15 protein-coding genes are annotated in these 18,497 nt (G+C 59.8%); 10 read left to right on the plus strand and 5 right to left on the minus strand.

What is annotated here, in order from left to right; all coding sequences use genetic code 11:
• Nucleotides 1-19: 19 nt before the first annotated feature.
• The 4 genes from R3D51_02305 to glyS all read left to right on the plus strand — a co-directional run bounded on the left by R3D51_02305 (nucleotide 20) and on the right by glyS (nucleotide 4,288).
• The gene (locus R3D51_02305) at nucleotides 20-235 is read left to right on the plus strand and encodes a hypothetical protein (protein MEZ5898302.1); all 216 of its coding nucleotides are present in this window, start codon (nucleotides 20-22) and stop codon (nucleotides 233-235) included.
• 310 nt (nucleotides 236-545) lie between these two features.
• Nucleotides 546-1,445: a glycine--tRNA ligase subunit alpha gene (locus tag R3D51_02310; protein MEZ5898303.1), complete on the plus strand. Its 900-nt coding sequence runs from the start codon at nucleotides 546-548 to the stop codon at nucleotides 1,443-1,445.
• The gene (locus tag R3D51_02315; GenBank protein ID MEZ5898304.1) at nucleotides 1,442-1,996 is read left to right on the plus strand and encodes a hypothetical protein; all 555 of its coding nucleotides are present in this window, start codon (nucleotides 1,442-1,444) and stop codon (nucleotides 1,994-1,996) included. The genes R3D51_02310 and R3D51_02315 overlap by 4 nt, the downstream gene beginning before the upstream one ends.
• Nucleotides 1,997-2,167: 171 nt before the next feature.
• Nucleotides 2,168-4,288 carry a glycine--tRNA ligase subunit beta gene (gene glyS / locus R3D51_02320; GenBank protein ID MEZ5898305.1) on the plus strand — a complete coding sequence of 707 codons (2,121 nt, stop codon included), beginning with the start codon at nucleotides 2,168-2,170 and terminating at the stop codon, nucleotides 4,286-4,288.
• Between the two features lie 47 nt (nucleotides 4,289-4,335).
• On the opposite strand, the gene R3D51_02325 is transcribed toward glyS, so the two are convergent.
• The 3 genes from R3D51_02325 to R3D51_02335 all read right to left on the minus strand — a co-directional run bounded on the left by R3D51_02325 (nucleotide 4,336) and on the right by R3D51_02335 (nucleotide 8,728).
• The gene (locus R3D51_02325; GenBank protein ID MEZ5898306.1) at nucleotides 4,336-4,647 is read right to left on the minus strand and encodes a hypothetical protein; all 312 of its coding nucleotides are present in this window, start codon (nucleotides 4,645-4,647) and stop codon (nucleotides 4,336-4,338) included.
• Between the two features lie 90 nt (nucleotides 4,648-4,737).
• Entirely contained in the window at nucleotides 4,738-6,084 is a 1,347-nt protein-coding gene (locus R3D51_02330; protein ID MEZ5898307.1) for a VWA domain-containing protein, read from the minus strand.
• Nucleotides 6,085-6,256: 172 nt separating this feature from the next.
• Nucleotides 6,257-8,728 carry an Ig-like domain-containing protein gene (locus R3D51_02335; protein ID MEZ5898308.1) on the minus strand — a complete coding sequence of 824 codons (2,472 nt, stop codon included), beginning with the start codon at nucleotides 8,726-8,728 and terminating at the stop codon, nucleotides 6,257-6,259.
• A 335-nt stretch (nucleotides 8,729-9,063) separates the two neighbouring features.
• Here R3D51_02335 and R3D51_02340 point away from each other — a divergent pair, with 335 nt between their 5' ends.
• Nucleotides 9,064-10,191: a site-specific DNA-methyltransferase gene (locus R3D51_02340; protein MEZ5898309.1), complete on the plus strand. Its 1,128-nt coding sequence runs from the start codon at nucleotides 9,064-9,066 to the stop codon at nucleotides 10,189-10,191.
• Between the two features lie 8 nt (nucleotides 10,192-10,199).
• Here the strand turns inward: R3D51_02340 and R3D51_02345 are convergent, their stop codons facing one another.
• Entirely contained in the window at nucleotides 10,200-10,940 is a 741-nt protein-coding gene (locus R3D51_02345) for a DUF2470 domain-containing protein (protein MEZ5898310.1), read from the minus strand.
• Nucleotides 10,941-11,060: 120 nt separating this feature from the next.
• Between R3D51_02345 and R3D51_02350 the strand changes: the two genes are divergently transcribed.
• Nucleotides 11,061-11,411 (plus strand): hypothetical protein, encoded by a 351-nt coding sequence (locus R3D51_02350; protein MEZ5898311.1) that lies wholly within the window; start codon nucleotides 11,061-11,063, stop codon nucleotides 11,409-11,411.
• On the opposite strand, the gene mutY is transcribed toward R3D51_02350, so the two are convergent.
• A complete protein-coding gene (mutY, locus tag R3D51_02355) occupies nucleotides 11,398-12,441 on the minus strand; it encodes an A/G-specific adenine glycosylase (protein MEZ5898312.1) in 1,044 nt (347 codons plus the stop codon). The two genes, R3D51_02350 and mutY, sit on opposite strands and share 14 nt — an antisense overlap.
• Before the next feature lie 200 nt (nucleotides 12,442-12,641).
• Here mutY and R3D51_02360 point away from each other — a divergent pair, with 200 nt between their 5' ends.
• The 4 genes from R3D51_02360 (at nucleotide 12,642) to smc (ending at nucleotide 18,473) form a co-directional block, all read left to right on the plus strand.
• On the plus strand, nucleotides 12,642-13,244 hold the full coding sequence (locus R3D51_02360) for a DciA family protein (GenBank protein MEZ5898313.1): 603 nt from the start codon (nucleotides 12,642-12,644) through the stop codon (nucleotides 13,242-13,244).
• Nucleotides 13,245-13,419: 175 nt separating this feature from the next.
• Entirely contained in the window at nucleotides 13,420-14,109 is a 690-nt protein-coding gene (locus R3D51_02365) for a DsbA family protein (protein ID MEZ5898314.1), read from the plus strand.
• A 185-nt stretch (nucleotides 14,110-14,294) separates the two neighbouring features.
• Entirely contained in the window at nucleotides 14,295-14,939 is a 645-nt protein-coding gene (locus R3D51_02370) for a DsbA family protein (GenBank protein MEZ5898315.1), read from the plus strand.
• Between the two features lie 72 nt (nucleotides 14,940-15,011).
• A complete protein-coding gene (smc, locus tag R3D51_02375; protein MEZ5898316.1) occupies nucleotides 15,012-18,473 on the plus strand; it encodes a chromosome segregation protein SMC in 3,462 nt (1,153 codons plus the stop codon).
• Nucleotides 18,474-18,497: the final 24 nt, after the last annotated feature.

The raw sequence follows: 18,497 nt of genomic DNA on the forward strand, positions 1-18,497 counted from the left end.
GACCTACGAGGCCAGCAGTATGCCACCACTGATCGTTCTCGCCATTGCCGGCGCTGGCGTTTATGCCGGCTACAAGCTGTTCGCCAAGCTGATCGAACAGGCGCAGACGCCTGCAAAATCCGACGCCGAGCGTTGGAAGCGCGAGGCCGCGGCGCACGCTAACGAGCCCAAGAACCTGGGCGGCCTGGAATGGGACGAACAGGCTGGCGCCTACCGTCCCAAAAAAGGGGCATAAAGAGCAACGGCTGTCTCAGCGAGCCGTTTTGAACCTCACGAACATTTTGCGATCCGGTCATCTTCACCAGAGCGGTTAATGGCCTGCTCCGCCAGCCACTTCGCGCGAGACCTCGACGAACGGTGGATGGGCTGGAGACCTTGCAAAGGCCCGGTGACAAGGGCCTAGGAAAACGTATATTGCGCGCCGATTGATCCTAAAGCAGAGCACTGAGATTATGCCGACCAAGACGGCCGCCAAGGCCACCGCCAAGACCTCGAAAGTCGATAGCAACAAGACGCCGAACGCGGCTCTTTCTGCGTCGGACGGTTTGCGTCCGCGCGAGTCTTTCCAAGATCTGATCTTGACCCTGCAGAGGTTCTGGGGGGCGCAAGGCTGCGTCGTGTTGCAGCCTTACGATATGGAGGTGGGCGCTGGCACGTTCCACCCGGCCACCACGCTGCGCGCACTCGGCCCCAGGCCGTGGGCAGCCGCCTACGTGCAGCCCTCGCGGCGACCCAAGGACGGGCGTTACGGAGAAAATCCGAACCGCCTGCAGCACTATTACCAGTTTCAGGTCATCATGAAGCCTTCACCGGCAAATATCCAAGACCTGTACCTGCAGAGCCTGGACGCCATCGGCATCGACACATCGGTCAACGACATCCGCTTTGTCGAAGACGATTGGGAGAGCCCGACGCTGGGAGCCTGGGGACTTGGCTGGGAAGTATGGTGCAACGGCATGGAAGTCTCGCAGTTCACCTACTTCCAGCAGGTCGGTGGCTACGACTGCAACCCGGTTTCAGGTGAAATCACCTACGGTCTTGAGCGCCTCGCCACATACGTTCAAGGCGTAGACCGTGTGTTCGATCTGAATTTCAACGGACGCCACGACGCCCGCAAGCTGACCTACGGCGATGTCTTCCTGCAAGCCGAGCAGGAGTATTCGCGCTTCAATTTCGAGCACGCAAACACCGAAATTCTGCTTCAGCATTTCAAGGATGCCGAAGCCGAATGCAGGTCGCTGCTCGATAAGGGAACGGGCGGCGATAAGCACCTACTTGCGCTTCCCGCCTACGACCAGTGCATCAAGGCTTCTCATGTTTTTAACCTGCTCGATGCTCGCGGCGTGATCTCGGTCACAGAGCGGCAGAGCTACATCCTGCGTGTCCGCGAGCTGGCAAAAGCCTGCTGCGGCGCCTGGCTCAACACTGATGGAGGACGCGCATGAACGAGAATACGATTATTGGCTTGCTGATAACATTCGTGCCGCTGTTCGCGGCCGGATACCTCATGCTGAACAAGCAACGCGCGGTATTCCGCATGTTCGTTGCAATGCTGGTCATCGGCCTTGGCTATCTGGGCTTCACCGGCGCACTTGACGACATCGGCTCGCGTGTAACGGGCAAGACGGAAATGGCGGCTGATCCTTCTGCCGCCGAGCCCGTCGCGGCGCCTGTTGCCCAGGATACCACCAGCCCAGACAGCACCGACGAACCGGCCACCACCGATGAGCCGCCAGCCGCGGACGCCCCGGCTGATGACGCGGCCCCGCCTGCAGCCGATGAGCCGCCTGCAACCCCCGAAGACAGCGCACCCGCAACTGAGGATCCGGCTCCTTCGGACAACGGTTCGGCTACGGATGCTCCCTCGGACGAACCTCCGGCTGACGCGACGACGCCCGAAGATCCCGCACCCGCCGACGACGGCGCTAGCGGTGGCGATCAAACAGACGCTCCTGCCGACGCGCCTTCTGACGAGCCCGCGCCAGAGCAGAAATAGCACTGAGTGAAACCTGCTCCCCGCGCTCATGCCTTTACGGGCATTGCGGGGAGCGGGCTTACTGGCTGCACAAGCGACGTCGCCCCGTGGTACGCTATTGCAACCTCATCTCCCGGCGAGCGAGGTGGCAACGTAAATCTCATTTTCCAAGTTTGAATTGGCACTGCACTTATGTCTGAACTCCTGCTCGAACTCTTTTCCGAGGAAATTCCTGCCCGCATGCAGATGCGCGCGGCCGAGGACTTGAAGCGTCTCGTCACCGAAGGGTTGAAGGCACGCGGTCTCGAAGTGGGGCCCGCACGGTGCTTTTCGACTCCGCGCCGCTTGGCGCTGGTGATCGAAAAGGTGCCCGCCAAGTCGCCCGCGATCTTAGAAGAAAAGAAAGGCCCGCGCGTCGGTGCGCCAGAGCAAGCTATCGCGGGCTTCTTGAAATCGGCAGGCTTGGCGAAGATCGAAGAAGCCGAAATCGTCAAAGACGAGAAGAAGGGCGATTACTACGTCGCAAAGATCGAGAAGCCGGGCCGTGACGGCAAGGACATCGTTTCGGAAACAGTGGCGGAAACGCTCAACAAGTTCCCGTGGCCAAAATCCATGCGTTGGGGCTCAGGAACATTCCAATGGGTGCGCCCTCTGCAATCCATCCTGTGCCTTCTCGGCGGCAAGGTTGTGCCGTTTGAAATCGCCGGACTTTCCGCTGGCGATGAAACACGCGGCCATCGCTTCCTGGCACCGGACGCCTTCACGGTGAAGAACTTTGCCGACTACGAAGGCAAGCTCGACAAGAACAAAGTTGTGCTTGATCCCTCCAAGCGCGCAGCATTGATCGGGGAACAGGCAAAGGCCATTGCCAAGGCCGCCAAGCTGGAACTTGTTGAAGATGACGCGCTGTTGGGCGAAAATTCCGGCCTGACCGAATGGCCTGTGGTCCTCATGGGAGCATTCGACGAAGAATTTCTCACCGTACCTGGCGAGTGCCTCACGACCTCCATGAAAGCGCATCAAAAGTGCTTTTCATTGCGTGATCCAAAGACCAAGCAGCTCGCCAACCGATTCATCCTAGTCTCCAATCTCGTCGCTACGGACGGCGGCGCGCAAATCGTCTCCGGCAACGAGAAGGTCATCCGCGCGCGGTTGTCGGATGCGAAGTTCTTTTGGGAACAAGACTTGAAGCGGCCGCTCGACGAGATGGCAAGCCAGCTCTCCGGCATCACGTTCCATGAGAAGCTGGGCAGCCAGAAGGACCGCGTCGAGCGCATCGCCGAACTCAGCTATCAGATCGCAGGGTCGGTCGATGCCAATCCAGAGGACGCGCGCCGCGCCGCACAGCTGTGCAAGGCCGACCTCGTGTCGGGCATGGTCGGGGAATTCCCCGAGCTTCAGGGCCTGATGGGCCGGTACTACGCGGAAGCAGCAGGCACCAAGCCTGGAATCGCGCGCGCGATCGAACTGCACTACAAGCCCAAGGGACCGACCGACACGGTGCCCCGCGAAGACCAGGGCGACAGCGTTGCCATCGCAGTTGCGCTTGCCGACAAGCTCGACACGCTGGTCGGCTTCTGGGCTATCGGTGAAAAGCCGACGGGATCTGGCGATCCCTATCAGCTGCGTCGCGCCGCATTGGGCGTCATCCGCATCGTTTTGGAGAACGATCTGCGGTTGCCGCTGATCGATGCCATCTCGAAATCGTCCCACCTAATTTGCACCAGCGTGAACGACCTGATTGCGTCAGGAGCCAAGATCGTTCTCGACGCCCCTCAAAACGTTCAATCCGGACTGCTTTCTTTCTTCGCCGATCGGCTCAAGGTGTTCTTGAAGGATCAAGGCAAGCGCCACGATCTCATTGATGCGGTGTTCTCGCTCGGCGGTCAGGATGATCTCGCACTCATCGTCAAGCGCGTGGACGCGCTCGACGCATTTCTCAAGACCGATGACGGCGCGAACCTTCTTGCGGGGGTAAAGCGCGCAGCAAACATCCTCTCGATCGAAGAGAAGAAGGACAAGCGCTCTTACGTCGATAGCTACGAACTCGGGCTTCTCAAAGAGAAGGAAGAGACCGCGCTTGCAGCTGCCATTGAGGCTGTAAAGCAGGACACGGTTGCGGCGATCAACGTGGAGAACTTCGCAGGCGCAATGCGGGCGCTTGCCGAATTGCGCCCCGCTGTGGATGACTTTTTCGAAAAGATCCTGGTCAACGCAGAGGATGCGAAGATCCGCGAAAATCGTCTCAACCTGCTTTCAGAAATTCGCGCGGCTACGCAGACGGTCGCCGATTTCTCAAAGATCTCCGGTTAAGGAGCGCGTTTCAACAGTTGCATTTTTTCTGATCGCAAGCGTGGGCCTCAGTTGGCCTCGCTGACTTTTGACGCGCCTTCCAGATTGAGGGTCGCAAACCGCCCCACCGTGGCGAGCGCCGCCTGGTTTTCCCGCTTGACCGCCGGGGATGCAGCAGCAGGCGTGATAACCACGGGTTTCTGCGCTTCAAGACCATCGAAGACGATTGCGGTCAACGCAGGCAGCCCGGCTCCGGCGAGAGATCCCGCGCCCTTGATCGCGCCGTAAGCAGCGGCACCTACGACCAGTCCATAAAAGGCGCCGGCCAACAGATATCGTGCTGCTTCGGTTGCGCTATCGAGCACAACCAGAACAGACATTCTCGGCACGCGAACCATCTTATGAGATCCCCCAGCGATGTTGTTTCTCCCGATCAGATAAGTCCGTGCGTGCGGATTTGGTTCCAAAGCCTAGCGGGTCAGCCGAAGCGGACTGAAATCCTTGGCGATCTCCTGGAAGGAGCTATCGAGCTCCTGTTCGTCTTCGGCATCGAAGTATTTCGATGCACCAGAGGCGCATTTCTGAAGGACCGTCTTTGCCGCAGCGTCCTCGACTTGGAAGGCAACGCTATAAATCTCAATACCCTCGGCCTTGACGTTGGAGCAGATCTCCAGCGTCAGCTCATCCGCCTTCGCTGTATCGGTTCCGGTGTGCTCGGGATAGACCGGCGAAAGGGTGTTCTTGCCATCGGTCATCAACACCAGAAGTTTGCGCACCTTCTGCCCGTTGACTCGCTCGTCATAGCCCTTTGCCTCGGTGAACGGCGCGTTCTTCGAGAGAATCCGCCAGCCCCAAATCAGCCCGCTCGGGATGTAGGTCTCGCCCGTAGCGACCATGTCGTCGATCTGGTCTTCCAGCGTCGAACGGTCGTTGGTCAACGGTGCGATTTCGCTCGGACAGGCGGCATTCATGACGCCTGGAACCTTGACGTCGTACTGCTCGTCCACTGTCTCTAGCGGATAGTCGCGCGATCCGGCACAGCCATACCAGGTCTGCGACGTCGTCGGCGTGTAGCACTTCTCAACCGGTGTTCCGTATTGGTAGTCGCACACCTCGTACGTGTATGTATAGGGAACGCCATCGTTGGTTCCTGTCCCCGTTTCGGTGTGACAGTTGGAGGATCCGGTGACGGGTGTGTCCATGTAGCAGACCTCCGCGCCCGTCTGGGTCGAGTCGAGCGGAACGTTCATCCACGACTGGTTGCGGTTCGACTGCCCCACATTCACGTATTGCGCAAACGGCACGATGCCGATCTTTATATTCTTGTCGGCGCGCTGCGCCTGGTAGGCTGTGTCGATGAGAGATTTGGCAGCCGTTTTAAGGGCGGAAAGTTTAGCACCGCTCATCGAGCCGGTATTGTCGAGAACCAGCGAGACTTCAACAGGCTGATCACCCACCGCAACTTCCGAAACGGCATCCATGCGCATCGCGCGAACGCCGAACAATTTCGAAAAGCTCGTCGGAACAGAAAGCGTGGCGCGCCCCTTCAACGTTCCCGGCGTCGACTCTGTGATGTTTATCGCAAGGTCGTCGTTGGAAAACTTCTGGCGGTGTAGGCCGTGGATGTACGTGGTGGCCGCCTGCTGAACATCAAACTGCGAGTCTCCCGCCTGAAGCTTGCTCCGACCGAGAAAAAGCAGCGTGGAGTCGAGATCCTGCTGAAGGGATTCGAAGGAATTGAGACTTCTAGCATAATCGATGGCCAAACCTGACGCCACCGCAAGACCGAGGAGTGACAGCGCAAAGATGATTGCCACACCGCCGCGCTGATCGCGCCGAAAGGTGCAAATCGTTAATCCCCGTGAACGCATACTTACTGACCTTCACATACTCACAACAGTCAGACTGTATGCGTCGGAAGTAAACACGCAGTTCAATTCGCTGGAAAGCGAGCGCAAACATCGTGCCTTTGCGCTGACAATTTTCGCCTTAAATGGCGATCGCGCCCGAGTGGTCGAGATCGTACACCGTCAGCCCGTGCACGTTGTCGAGCACGACAACGTCAACGAAGCCCGAGGCGCCACCCATATCGACAGAGACCATTAGGCCAGCGCTGGTGTCGGTAACACGAACGACGTCTGCCAACGACACATCATGAGCCAGCTGGAGATCGCTGAAGTCCAGCTTGTCGCCAGAACCGAAATCCGTGATGTGGTCAAGACCAGTGCCAATGTCGGCGCTCTGCCACACGTAGGTATTGGCACCGCGCGCACCGCCGTTGTTGAAACCGGCACCCGTCATGATGTCGCTACCGGCACCGCCGTAGATGGTGTCATCGCCACCGTCACCGTAGATGCGATCGTCACCAGCTCCGCCGAAGATGGTGTCGTTGCCGCCACCGCCAAAGAAGCCGTCATTGCCATCGCCGCCATACATGACGTCGTTGCCAGCACCACCGTTCAACGCATCCTTGCCGTCGCCGCCGTGCATGATGTCGTTGCCGTCTTCGCCGAAAAGCTTGTCGTCACCAAGACCACCAACTAGGTGGTCATTGCCGCCGCCGCCATGCAATTCGTCCTTGCCGTCGCCGCCGCCAAGAATGTTATCGCGCGCGTCTCCGAAAATCATGTCGGCGAAAGCGGATCCTGTTACGTTCACCGCCCAAGGCAGCTTGTCGGGATCGACGTTGGTTCCCACACCCGTGCCGAGATTGACGTTGATGGCCGCGCTCGCGGCGCTGGCGTCAAGTGTGCCAATCACTCCGAAATCGATCGTGTGATCTACCGTACCGCCATGGCCGTCGTCAGCCGTAACAACGAAGCTGTCCGTTCCTGCGTAGTCCTGCGCCGAGAATGTAAAGTGGCCATCGGCGTCAACATGGACCATTCCATGGCCGGGGCCCGTTTTCAGCGAGAACGTCACGTTGTCGCCATCCGCATCGGTGGCCACCACGTTGCCCGACTCCGAATGGTCGTAGTAAAGCGAGAAGAACCCCGTCGACGCCGCGGTATTGATCTCAGGTCCGGTATTGGTTGAATCGACCTGGATCACGTGATCCGCAAAGCCACCGTGCCCGTCGGAGACGCGCACCGTGAAGCTATCCGCACCAACGTAGTCGTCAGCCGTATAGACGTAGCTTCCCGTATTGTCGGTGAAGATCAAAGTTCCGTGTTCCGGCCCGGTTGCGATCGAGAAGGCGTAATGGTCGCCATCAGCATCGGTCGCCGACAATGCTCCCGCCACCGAATGCCCGTGCACGACGCTCAGCGTTTCACCTTCAGCATTGGTGAATTGAGGTGCCTCGTTGGTGAGATCAACGCGCACCGTGTGATCCGCATACCCGCCGTGACCATCGGACACGCGCACCGTGAAGCTGTCGGAACCGACAAAATTGCCAGCCTGGTAGACGTACTTGCCCGTCGAGGCATCGATGGTCACGCTGCCATGGGCTCCGTCCGTCAGGACAGCATAGGAAAGCTTGTCGCTGTTGCTGTCGCTCGCCACCACAGCGCCGCTCACAGCAGCGTTGTGCGCGACCGACAGGCTGCTGTCGGAGGACGAAGCAATCACCGGCGCTTGGTTGAGAAGCGATTGAAGCGTCGTCTCTACGCCATCAACGATGATCTTAAGGGTCTCCGAACCAGTGACACTCAGATTGCCAATAGCGGAGAATTGGTAGGAGAAGAATAGTGATAGGGGGTTGGACAGAAACGAATTGTAGTTGGTCAACTCGGCGATTACCGACGACGACAGCTGGCTGGAGTTCATAACGATTTGAACGGTGTCGGTTCCCGAGCCACCGTCAAATGTTTGCGAGCCCTTGGTCCCGACCGTGTAAACGAACGTATCGTTCCCGCTCTCGCCGTAGGCTTGCGAGTTGCCGTCTCCGGTAATCAGGGTGTCGTTCCCGCCACCGCCATAGAGGCGATCATTGCCTCCGTTACCGTCGAGGATATTGTTGTTGCCATCGCCGGTGAGAACGTCGGACCAGTGGCTGCCCAGTACGTTTTCGATTCCCGTGACCGTCGACTTGTCAGGCCCCAGCGCATAACCGCCAAGAAGGTTGACGGTAATTCCCGAGCTCAGTCTGGAGCCATCCACCCAATCACTTCCGGCACCGCCATCGATCTTGTCGTGGTCGTCGGACAAATAAATGCGATCATTGCCGTCACCACCGTAGATGGAATCGTTTCCATCACCGCCATCCAAAACATCGTCGCCGTCGCCGCCGATCAGGGTATCGTTGCCGCTGCCGCCCAGCAGCGTGTCATTGCCTGCGCCGCCATCGACATAGTCGTTGCCGCTTCCCGCATCGACATAATCATTGCCGTCTCCGGCGTACACCTTGTCATTGCCACTGCCGGAGTAAATGAAATCATCACCACTGCCCGACGAGATCGTGTCAGATTTCGAAGTCGCAGTGAGCACATCACTATCGGACGTGCCATAAATTGTTGACATGGTACGCGGCCTACAAAACTAATTTGCCCACGCCAGCCCCCACGGCTAGCAAATCTCATTGCGGCCACACTAACTCACCACCTCTGAAAACCCCCTTAGCCAGTTATTTAAAACTTTCGACAAGTTGTCCGGCTTACAGACAAAGCGGCAAATTTCTTCTCCTGACAGCTCAAAAAAATGCTCGCCACGAGTTGCTGATCGAATCCTTAAGCAACAAATAATTCTTCCTTCAACGCCTAGTCGTGACCCACACTGATCGAGTAAAGTGCGGCACTGTCTGCTCCCGTTGATCAGACATCGTTGCGTGAGTTTGTTGGTTCAGAAGGTAAGCGTTCATGGGTTCCCGCCGGCGTACAGGCACACTTCCCCTCAATACTGTTCTCAACGGGGATTGCATAAGCGAGTTGAAGAAGCTTCCAGATGCCTGCGTCGATCTGGTTTTCGCCGATCCCCCCTACAATCTGCAGCTGGCCGGCGAGTTGCTCCGCCCTAACAACACGCGCGTCGACGGCGTGGACGACGACTGGGACAAGTTTTCAAGCTTTGCGAAGTATGACGCGTTTTGCCGTGAATGGCTGAGCGAATGCCGCCGCGTTCTGAAGCCAGATGGCGCCATATGGGTCATTGGCTCCTACCACAACATCTTCCGCCTCGGCGTCGCCTTGCAGGATCTCGGCTTCTGGATTCAGAACGACGTCATCTGGCGCAAGGTCAACCCAATGCCGAACTTCCGCGGCAAGAGGTTCACCAACGCACATGAGACGTTAATCTGGGCGGGACGCGATCCCAAATCGCGCGTCACTTTCAATTACGAAAGTCTTAAGACTTGCAACGACGACTTGCAGATGCGCTCCGACTGGCTGTTCCCGATCTGCTCGGGGCCTGAGCGCCTCAAGGACGACGGCGGGAGGAAAGCGCACCCCACTCAAAAGCCGGAGGCTTTGATCCATCGAATCCTGATCGGCTGCACGCGCGAGGGCGACGTGGTGCTCGATCCATTCTTTGGCACAGGCACGACGGGCGCCGTTGCCAAGCGGCTAGGGCGCAAGTTCATCGGCATCGAACGCGATGGCGACTATGCGCGTGCCGCTCAGGAGCGGATCGCGCGCATAACCCCGCTCCCGCCTCCGGCGCTGGAGACGGTGCCATCCAAGCGCGCCGAACCGCGCATTCCGTTTGGGACCATCATCGAGCTGGGCATTCTTGAGCCTGGCCAGAAGCTGTTTGACCCGCGGCGGAGAATTCGTGCCGAGGTGAAGGCCGATGGTTCCCTGATGCACGCCGGCAACCAAGCGTCGATCCACCGCCTGGGCGCACTGGTGCAGGGTAAGGCCGCCTGCAACGGTTGGACCTTCTGGCATTATGAGGCCGAAGGCAAGCTGAAGCCGATCGATGCGCTGCGTGAACAGGCAAAGCGCCAGCTTGGTCTTTCCAAGCGTCCGTTCGTTGAAGCCGCCGAATAACGACGGCCTTAGCGTTTTGCCAGCGCAACAAGCGTGAGCCGCAAGTCCTGCGGCCCCGCCAGTGGCGTTTCGAACCAAAGACGCGTAACCTCGTCGCCGCGCGCAAGATCCAGCCCCTCGCCATCTATGCAGGCCAAGCGCCAGCCCGCACCTTCTGCTCCTGCCAAAGCCGCATAATGCTGGACCGCATCTGCGTGATCGGCGTTCATGTGCGCAACTGCACCCGCCTCGACCTCATCAAGCGCGCTATACTGATCGGCAGACAACAAAACATCCTCGCGCGTCATGGCATACGCTTTGCCAAAGCCGCCATTGAGCGAGGCCCGTGCGATTTCAAAACGCCAAAAAGCAAAATCGGGAAAGTCGGCGTAAAGCGCGCTCTTGGGATGGCGCATGAGATAACGGGCCTTGATCGCCTCACGCCCACGGGATTGGGCAACAATCTGCGCCGAGCCGATCAAAGTTATGCGTGCATGTGCTAGCGGATCACCTTTGCCAGGCTCACCCAACAGCAGCGAACAGCGCGCGTCAGCCTTCAAATTGGTGAAGTGTCCTGACAATTGCGAAATGAGAAACACTGGCGCTCCGTCGCTCGCGGTAGCGACGTTGACCCTGCTGACGGCCGGTGCACCGTCTTTCGGCTCCAGCGTGCCAAGCGCGCCGTAGCGTGCAGTGCGCACAAGCGTGCGGGCGAGCCGGCGCGCATCAGCATCGACGGGCTGAAGAACGTCCTTCTTCTTTTCGGTCATGCTTCACACTCCAAAGCGCGCGCCAGCTTGATCTTGGCACCCTTGCCCGGTCGCGGGCTGGACGCAATGCTGCACGTCATGAATAATTGGAAGGATCGCTGAGGAAACACCGGTATCGTCATGGACCAAACCCTCGCCGACACGTTGCAGACTGTTATTCTGATCGCGCAAGCGGTCACCTTCGGTGCCTTCTGCTATTACTCATTTCGCGCTCTCTTCGCGCTTCGACGCCGCGCATTCGAGGTGCGCAACCCGACCGAGAGTATCAGCAAAGGCTTGATCGAGGATCAGCGTGCGACAGTCGCCACGTTCGCGGAGTTCGCCTCAGCGCCTCAATGGCGGAGGGACCGCAACCGGCTTGCCCTTATCGTCGCACTCTTGTTCGCTCTCATGGGATTGAGCGCGATCATCGCGGCGCACACGATGCCGGAGGGGAAAGCCGTCGATAGTGAGCCTGTCAGCTCTCCTTGAGACCGTGCGCGATGATCTTCCGCATCACGCTTGGCAAAGCCTGAGAATGCAGATCGCGGCGCTTGACCCAGCGGCAACGATCGGGCTCCGCCCAAAACGTCAAGCTTACGTCCTCGGGAACCAGCGCGCGAACCACCATCATCTCCAGCCTGAAGTGGGTGAAGACGTGCACCAAGGTGCCGGGCATCTGCCACCAGTCGGCGGCAATTGGAGCAGCGCGCAAGGCTTCTTTCATGGGAGGCACCTCATCGCCCCAAGGCGTCGAGGGAACTTCCAGCATACCGCCGAGCAGGCCGGCTTCGGGACGTTGACGCAGCAGGATGGACCCGTCCTCCCGCAAAACAAGAAACGCAAGCCCGTGTCGCACGGGGCGCTCCGCCTTGCTGGCCTTGTAGGGAAGAACCTCCTCAAGCCCTTGTGCATGAGCAGAGCAATCCTGCTGCAAGGGACACATCAGGCATGACGGCCGCTTGGGCGAGCAGATCTGAGCCCCCAGATCCATCATGGCCTGCGCGAAATCGCCAGCGCGCCGCGCGGGTGTGAGCGACGCCGCCAGCCGCTTTATCTCAGTCTTTGCAGCGGGCAATGGCTGACGCACCCCGAATAAACGCGAGATGACACGTTCAATGTTCCCATCGACGGGCGTCGCCTTCTCGCCAAAGGCAATCGCGGCGATCGCCGCCGCTGTGTAAGGACCGATGCCGGGTAAGGCACGCAGGTCTTCCTCTTTGGATGGGAACTGCCCGCCATACTGGGCCGCTAGCGCGTCGGCGCACTTTTTCAGGTTGCGGGCACGGGAATAGTATCCCAGGCCCGCCCACATCTGCAGAACTTCCTCAAGCGGTGCCGCTGCCAAGTCGTTCACGCTAGGCCAGCGCGCTGTGAACCGCTCGAAATAAGGGATTACGGCTTTGACCGTCGTCTGCTGAAGCATGATCTCCGACAGCCAGACGCGGTAGGGATCGGGTTTCTTGCGCCGGCCATACCGCCAGGGCAGATCACGGCGTTCGGCATCGTACCAGGCAAGCAACGCCGCCACCGTGTCCGGACCGGCCGGACGCAACGGCAGCTGGCGCTGACGCGCCCCGACTCTGCCTGTCTTGAACTTCCCACCTGCCTGCAGGCCCACGGCTGCCCCCATCATTTTTCGGCACGGGACTTCCGAATCGATTTCTTGATGCTAAGCCAGTTGTGCATGTCCACAATGTACGATCATGAGGTCGCGTCCGGATGCTGACAAGAAATGACCCGCTGGCCAAACGTCCGCTTCCGCCCGACCGGCGCACTAAGGGTGGCAGTTTCGCTCGCGCCGTCGGCAGCTTCGTACCTAAGATTGCAGGCAAGGCCTTCGAGAAATTCGGCTTCCACACCGCCGAGATCATGACACAGTGGCCGCGCATCGCGGGCGAGGATATCGCCAGATGGACAGCACCCGAAAGGATCCGCTGGCCGCGAATGCCTGGAGGGGCCAATACAGCGGCGGATGAGGACGTAGTTCGCCCGGGAGGAACCCTCGTCCTGCGGGTAGAACCAGCCCGCGCGCTCGACATCGAATACCGCGCAGCAGAGATCATCGACCGGGTGAACCGCTACTTCGGCTATCGAGCGGTCGAGACTCTGAAAATCATCCAGGCACCGTTGAACCGCGACCCCGCGGCTCACCCGGGCTCGCCCAATCGAGACTTAAGTCACGCAGGCGCCACGAAAAATTTCGCCCTTAAGGGTTCGAAGACAGTTTCGGGAGAGCCACCAGGCGAACTTGCTGCCTTGCCCGACGACGATTTGAAATCAGCCCTGGCGCGGCTGTGGACGTCGGTTTCCTCAAAATCCTAGCCCGGCGGCGACCTTACCGCCCATTCAGTTGCCATTCAGTGGTGATTTGCCTTAATCGAGTGGCCGTTCCGTGCTAGGCGGGCCTGCTGAACGGCAGCCTATCGTTGAAAGGTCAGCCGCACATACCGCGCCAGTCACAGCGCGTCACATGCCTTGCCGAAAAGGAGCAGCAAACGTGTTCGACCTCAAGCTTTCAGCTGTCGCGTACTCGCGCCGCGCCGTGCTCACTCTCGCAGCCGTCGCCGCCGCGACTGGCTTGCTGACCACCATGCTGCCCGGTAGCGCCCTCGCTCAGCGCCAGAAAGGTCCGGCTGAAGTGCCGGTCGAAGAACTGATGAAACCCGGCGTTTTGGCGGACGTCTCACTTGGACCGGCAGACGCCAAAGTCACCGTCGTTGAATATGCCTCGCTGACCTGTCCGCACTGTGCACACTTCACCAACGAAGTGTTCCCAGAATTCCGTAAGAAGTACATCGATACCGGCAAGATTCACTACATTTTCCGCGGTTTCGCGCTCAACCCGCTTGATCAGGCCGCGCAGATGCTCGTGCAGTGCCTCGGCGGCGAAAAGCGCATGAGCATGATCGAGGCTTTCTTCGCCAAGCAGGCCGATTGGGCGTTCACCCAAGGCAACCCCGTGCCCAAGCTGTTCGACCTCGCCAAGCAGGCCGGCTTCACGCAGGAATCGTTCGACACCTGCCTGAAAGACCAGAAGCTGCTGGATAATCTCGAAGCCGACCGTAAGCACTCCAGCGAGGCCTTCGGCATCAGCTCGACGCCGACATTCTTCATCAACGGCAAGCGGCTTCAGGAAGCGGCGACCATGGAAGCATTCGACAAGGTCATCGAGCCGTTGTTGAAGTAGGTTTTTATCGACGTCTCAACCAGGTCCATTAGACATTGAAGAACATTCTCCGCATCGCAATTCTCGCAATCGCAATTCCGCTTGCGGGGTGCGGTGCGGACGGCTTGCCGCCCGTCTCGGGGGTGAGCAAGGACGGGCCGGCTGACGGAGGCGCATTTCCCTCCGCGGGGACAAGAGTCGACGGGATGCCAGCCCCGTTTGGCGAGCCCCAGACAGCAACGGCGGCACGCGAAGTTATCGCCAATCCGACCGTCGCCGACGTGATGGCGCCGAGCCCTCTGCCCGAGATGTCGTGGGGCAGCGCGACAGCGCCCGTCACGATCGTGCAGTACGCCTCCTTGACGTGCCCCTATTGCCGGCGCTTCCACAAGGAGGTTTTTCCACAGCTAAAAAGCACCTACATCGACACCGGCAAGGTGCGCTACATCCTGCGGGAATTCCCGATTGGAAAGACCTCCGGCGCGGCAACGATTGCACTTCGCTGTGCTCCGCCCGAGAAATACCTCGAACTTTACGGCCTTTTTCTCGATCAGCAGCCCGCCTGGGTCTCGCAGGAAGTCCGACCCGACGCCATTTTCGCCGTCGCGCAACAGGTGGGGATGACTCGGGCGCAGTTTGACGCTTGCCGCGAGAATCACGTCATGATCGAGAATCTCAAGTGGGTCAAAGAGCGTGGGCGCAAGCTCGGCATAATCGGTACGCCGAACTTCTTCGTCGGCAACAAGCTCTACAAGCGCGTACTGACGATGGATGACATTCGCGCGTTGGTGGAGCAGCCGCAGCCAAATAACGATGCGGCGATGGCAGCTCAACCGGCAGGCGCCAACTGACATCGTGTGCAACACGCGCGCCGCATCTAGACCCCATATGAAAGTTGTGTGCGCGGGCTCTGGGGACCGGAAATGAAAATTACGCGACTGCGGTTGCTGGGCTTCAAATCGTTCGTCGAACCGACCGAGCTTTTGATCGAGCCCGGGCTTACCGGTGTTGTCGGCCCTAATGGCTGCGGGAAATCCAACCTGCTTGAAGCCCTCCGCTGGGCCATGGGCGAAAGCTCGCACAAGTCCATGCGCGCAGCCGCTATGGATGACGTGATCTTCTCCGGCACCACCAGCCGTCCGGCGCGCAACAGCGCCGAAGTCACGATGTTCCTCGACAATTCGGCGCGCAAGGCCCCCGCCGAGTTGAATGGCGAAGATGTGCTGGAAATCACCCGCCGAATCGAACGCGAGGCGGGCTCGGCCTATCGCATCAACGGAAAGGAAGTGCGTGCGCGCGACGTAAAGGTTCTGTTCGAAGATGCCTCGACTGGCGCGCGTTCGCCAGCGCTCGTACGTCAGGGCCAAATCGGCGAGATCGTCAATTCGAAGCCCGAACACCGCCGCCGGATTCTGGAAGACGCAGCCGGCATCGCAGGCCTTCACACACGCCGCCACGAGGCCGAGCTTCGTTTGAAGTCCGCGGAAGCCAATCTCGCACGGTTAAACGACATTCTGGGCCAGATGAATTCGCAAGCCGAGAGCCTCAAACGGCAGGCCCGGCAGGCGCGCCGTTACAAGGAGATCTCTACCGAGATCCGCAGGGCCGAAGCTCTTATGCTGCATCTTTCCTGGAGCGCAGCACAACAAACGGTCAACGCCGAGGAAAGCGCGCTGGCACAGGCTATGATGCAACTCGGCGCAGCCGCCGAAGCAGAATCCAGGGCTTTCAACGAAGAAGTGGCGTTGGCTGAAACCGTCCCGCCGTTGCGCGAGCAGGAAGCCATCAAGGCGGCCGCGCTCGCACGCCTCAAGATCGAGCGCGAAAATCTTGATCGCGAGGCCGAACGCGCCACGACGCGCGCCAAGGAATTGCAGGCACGCGCCCGCCAGTTCGAGACCGATCTCGCGCGTGAAAACAGCTTCATCACGGAGGCGCAAGAAACCCTCGTTCGCCTGGAAGCCGATCTGGACGCGCAGCGTGACGCTGAGATGACCGAAAACGCGCAGGAAGAGACCGCGCGCGAGAAGGTCGATGAGGCTGAAGAACGCCGCAGCGAGACCGAGACGCGGTTTGCCGAGATTACGCACAAGGCTGCGGAAGTTCGTGCTAGATTGAGGAGCCTGGAGGCGGAACTCACCGAGCGCAAGGAGGTCGTGAACAAGATCTCCCACCAGATCGAAAGCCTGGATGCGCAAATCAAGCAGATCGAAGAGAACGCACCTGACGCGCAGAGGGTCTCCCATATCGCCGAAGCCGGGCAGCTGTTGGCTTCCGAGATCACCGAGATCGAGGCTCAGGCCATCGCTGCAGAAGAAGCAAGCAAGGTCGCACAATCGGAAGCACGCGCACGGCGCGACGAGGCTGCGCGTGTGAGGCTTGCGGCCAATGCTTTTTCGACCGAGCGCGAAACCATCGCCAAGTTGCTGTCCCCCGCAAACGAGGGTGGCTTTCCGCCCGTCGTTGATCAAATCAGGGTCGCGCCCGGCTACGAAACCGCACTCGGCGCGGCACTTGGAGATGATCTCGATGCGCCAATTGCGCCCGAGGCAAGTATTCATTGGCGCACACTCGATGTCGGTCTCGAAGACCACGCCTTGCCGGCTGATGCCGAACCGCTCGTTATGCACGTCGAGGCCCCGCCGGAGTTGACGCGCCGCCTGCGCCAGATTGGCGTTATCGCGCGCGAACACGGTGCACGCCTGCAACCGCATCTAAAACCCGGTCAGCGCCTTGTTTCGCGCGAAGGCGACCTGTGGCGGTGGGACGGCTTTGTTGCCGCCGCTGACGGCGTAACGCCCGCAGCTCAGCGGCTTGCGCAAAAGAACCGCTTGCTTGAACTCGACCGGCGCGCGGCCGAGGTTCTCGCCCAAGCCAAGGATACAATCGATGCAGAACGCGCGGCGGCCGAGGCTGCCCAGCGGGCCGAGGCTGAAGAGCGCCGACTACGTCAGCTTTGGCGCGAGAAGCAAGGCGAACTTGCTAGGACTCGCGAACAGCTGACCGTGCTTGAGAAGAGCGCGCGTGAGGCCGACACACGCCTTGCTGCTGCCAACGCTCAGCGCGCACGAGCCGACGAAGAGTTGACCCGCGCGCAGTCGCGCCACGTCGAGATCGAGGCGCAGATCGTGACCTTGAGCGAAGGAGAGGATCTGGAGCCGCAGCTGCGCGAAGCACAAGCCGGAGCGGAAAACGCCCGCAAGGCTGTGTCGGAAGCTCGATTGCTGCTGGCTAGCCTGGAGCGCGACCGGCAAATCCGAGTGGAGCGCATTCGCCACGTCACCGCCGACATCACGCGCTGGAAGGGGCGTCAGGAAAACGCCAAGACCCAGATAGAATCGCTCACCGCGCGGCTGGAAGAGGCCCGCACCGAGCTCGAAACCTACGCCGATCTACCTGAGAGGATCGCGAAGCATCGTGAAAACCTGCTTTCGGAACTCTCGCGCGCCGACACGGAGCGCCAGCAGGCCGCGGACAAACTGGTCGAAGCTGAGGCCGCCATGAAATCAGCTACCCAAGTGCTGCGCGAGGCTCAGACGCAAGTCACCTGCGCCCGCGAAGCGAAGGCGCGCATTGAGGCCAAACTTGAAAACGCGCGTCAGCGACGGCAGGACGAGGCGCGCCGCATTCGCGAAACCTTCGAAGTTGCGCCGGAGAACTGTCTGTCGCTTGCGGCACTTGAAGCCGGCACCCAGTTGCCCGAACTCGCCGACGTTGACCGGCAGCTTACGAGACTGAAGACGGACCGCGAGCGCCTTGGCGGGGTCAACCTACAGGCCGACGAAGACCTCACCGAGCTTTCTACGCAGCTTGACAGCATGCAGAGCGAACGCAACGATGTTGACGAGTCGATTGCGAAGTTGCGCGGCGCCATCTCTCAGCTGAACAAGGAAGGCAAGACGCGGCTCGACGAAGCCTTCAAGACCGTCAACGGCCACTTCGAACGGCTGTTCACACACCTGTTCGGTGGTGGCGAGGCACGCCTGGAGATGATCGAAAGCCCTGAAGATCCTCTGGAAGGCGGGCTTGAGATTATTGCCAAGCCGCCAGGTAAGAAGCCTGCAACGCTTTCGTTGCTTTCAGGCGGTGAGCAGACATTGACGGCTTTGTCGCTGATCTTCGCGGTGTTCCTGACCAATCCATCACCCATCTGCGTGCTGGACGAAGTCGATGCACCGCTTGACGACGCCAACGTGGACCGCTTTTGCCGTCTGATGGAGCACATGGCGACCGACACCGCCACGCGTTTCCTGGTCATCACACATCACCCGATGACAATGGCACGCATGAACCGGCTGTTCGGCGTCACCATGGCCGAAAAGGGCGTCTCGCAGCTCGTTTCAGTAGATTTGCAGACGGCGCAGAGCTTCCGCGAGGCGGTCTAAACGTGACCAGCGAGGTGGCGCGCA

This window comes from Hyphomicrobiaceae bacterium (assembly GCA_041397645.1).
Lineage (GTDB): Bacteria > Pseudomonadota > Alphaproteobacteria > Rhizobiales > Hyphomicrobiaceae > Hyphomicrobium_B.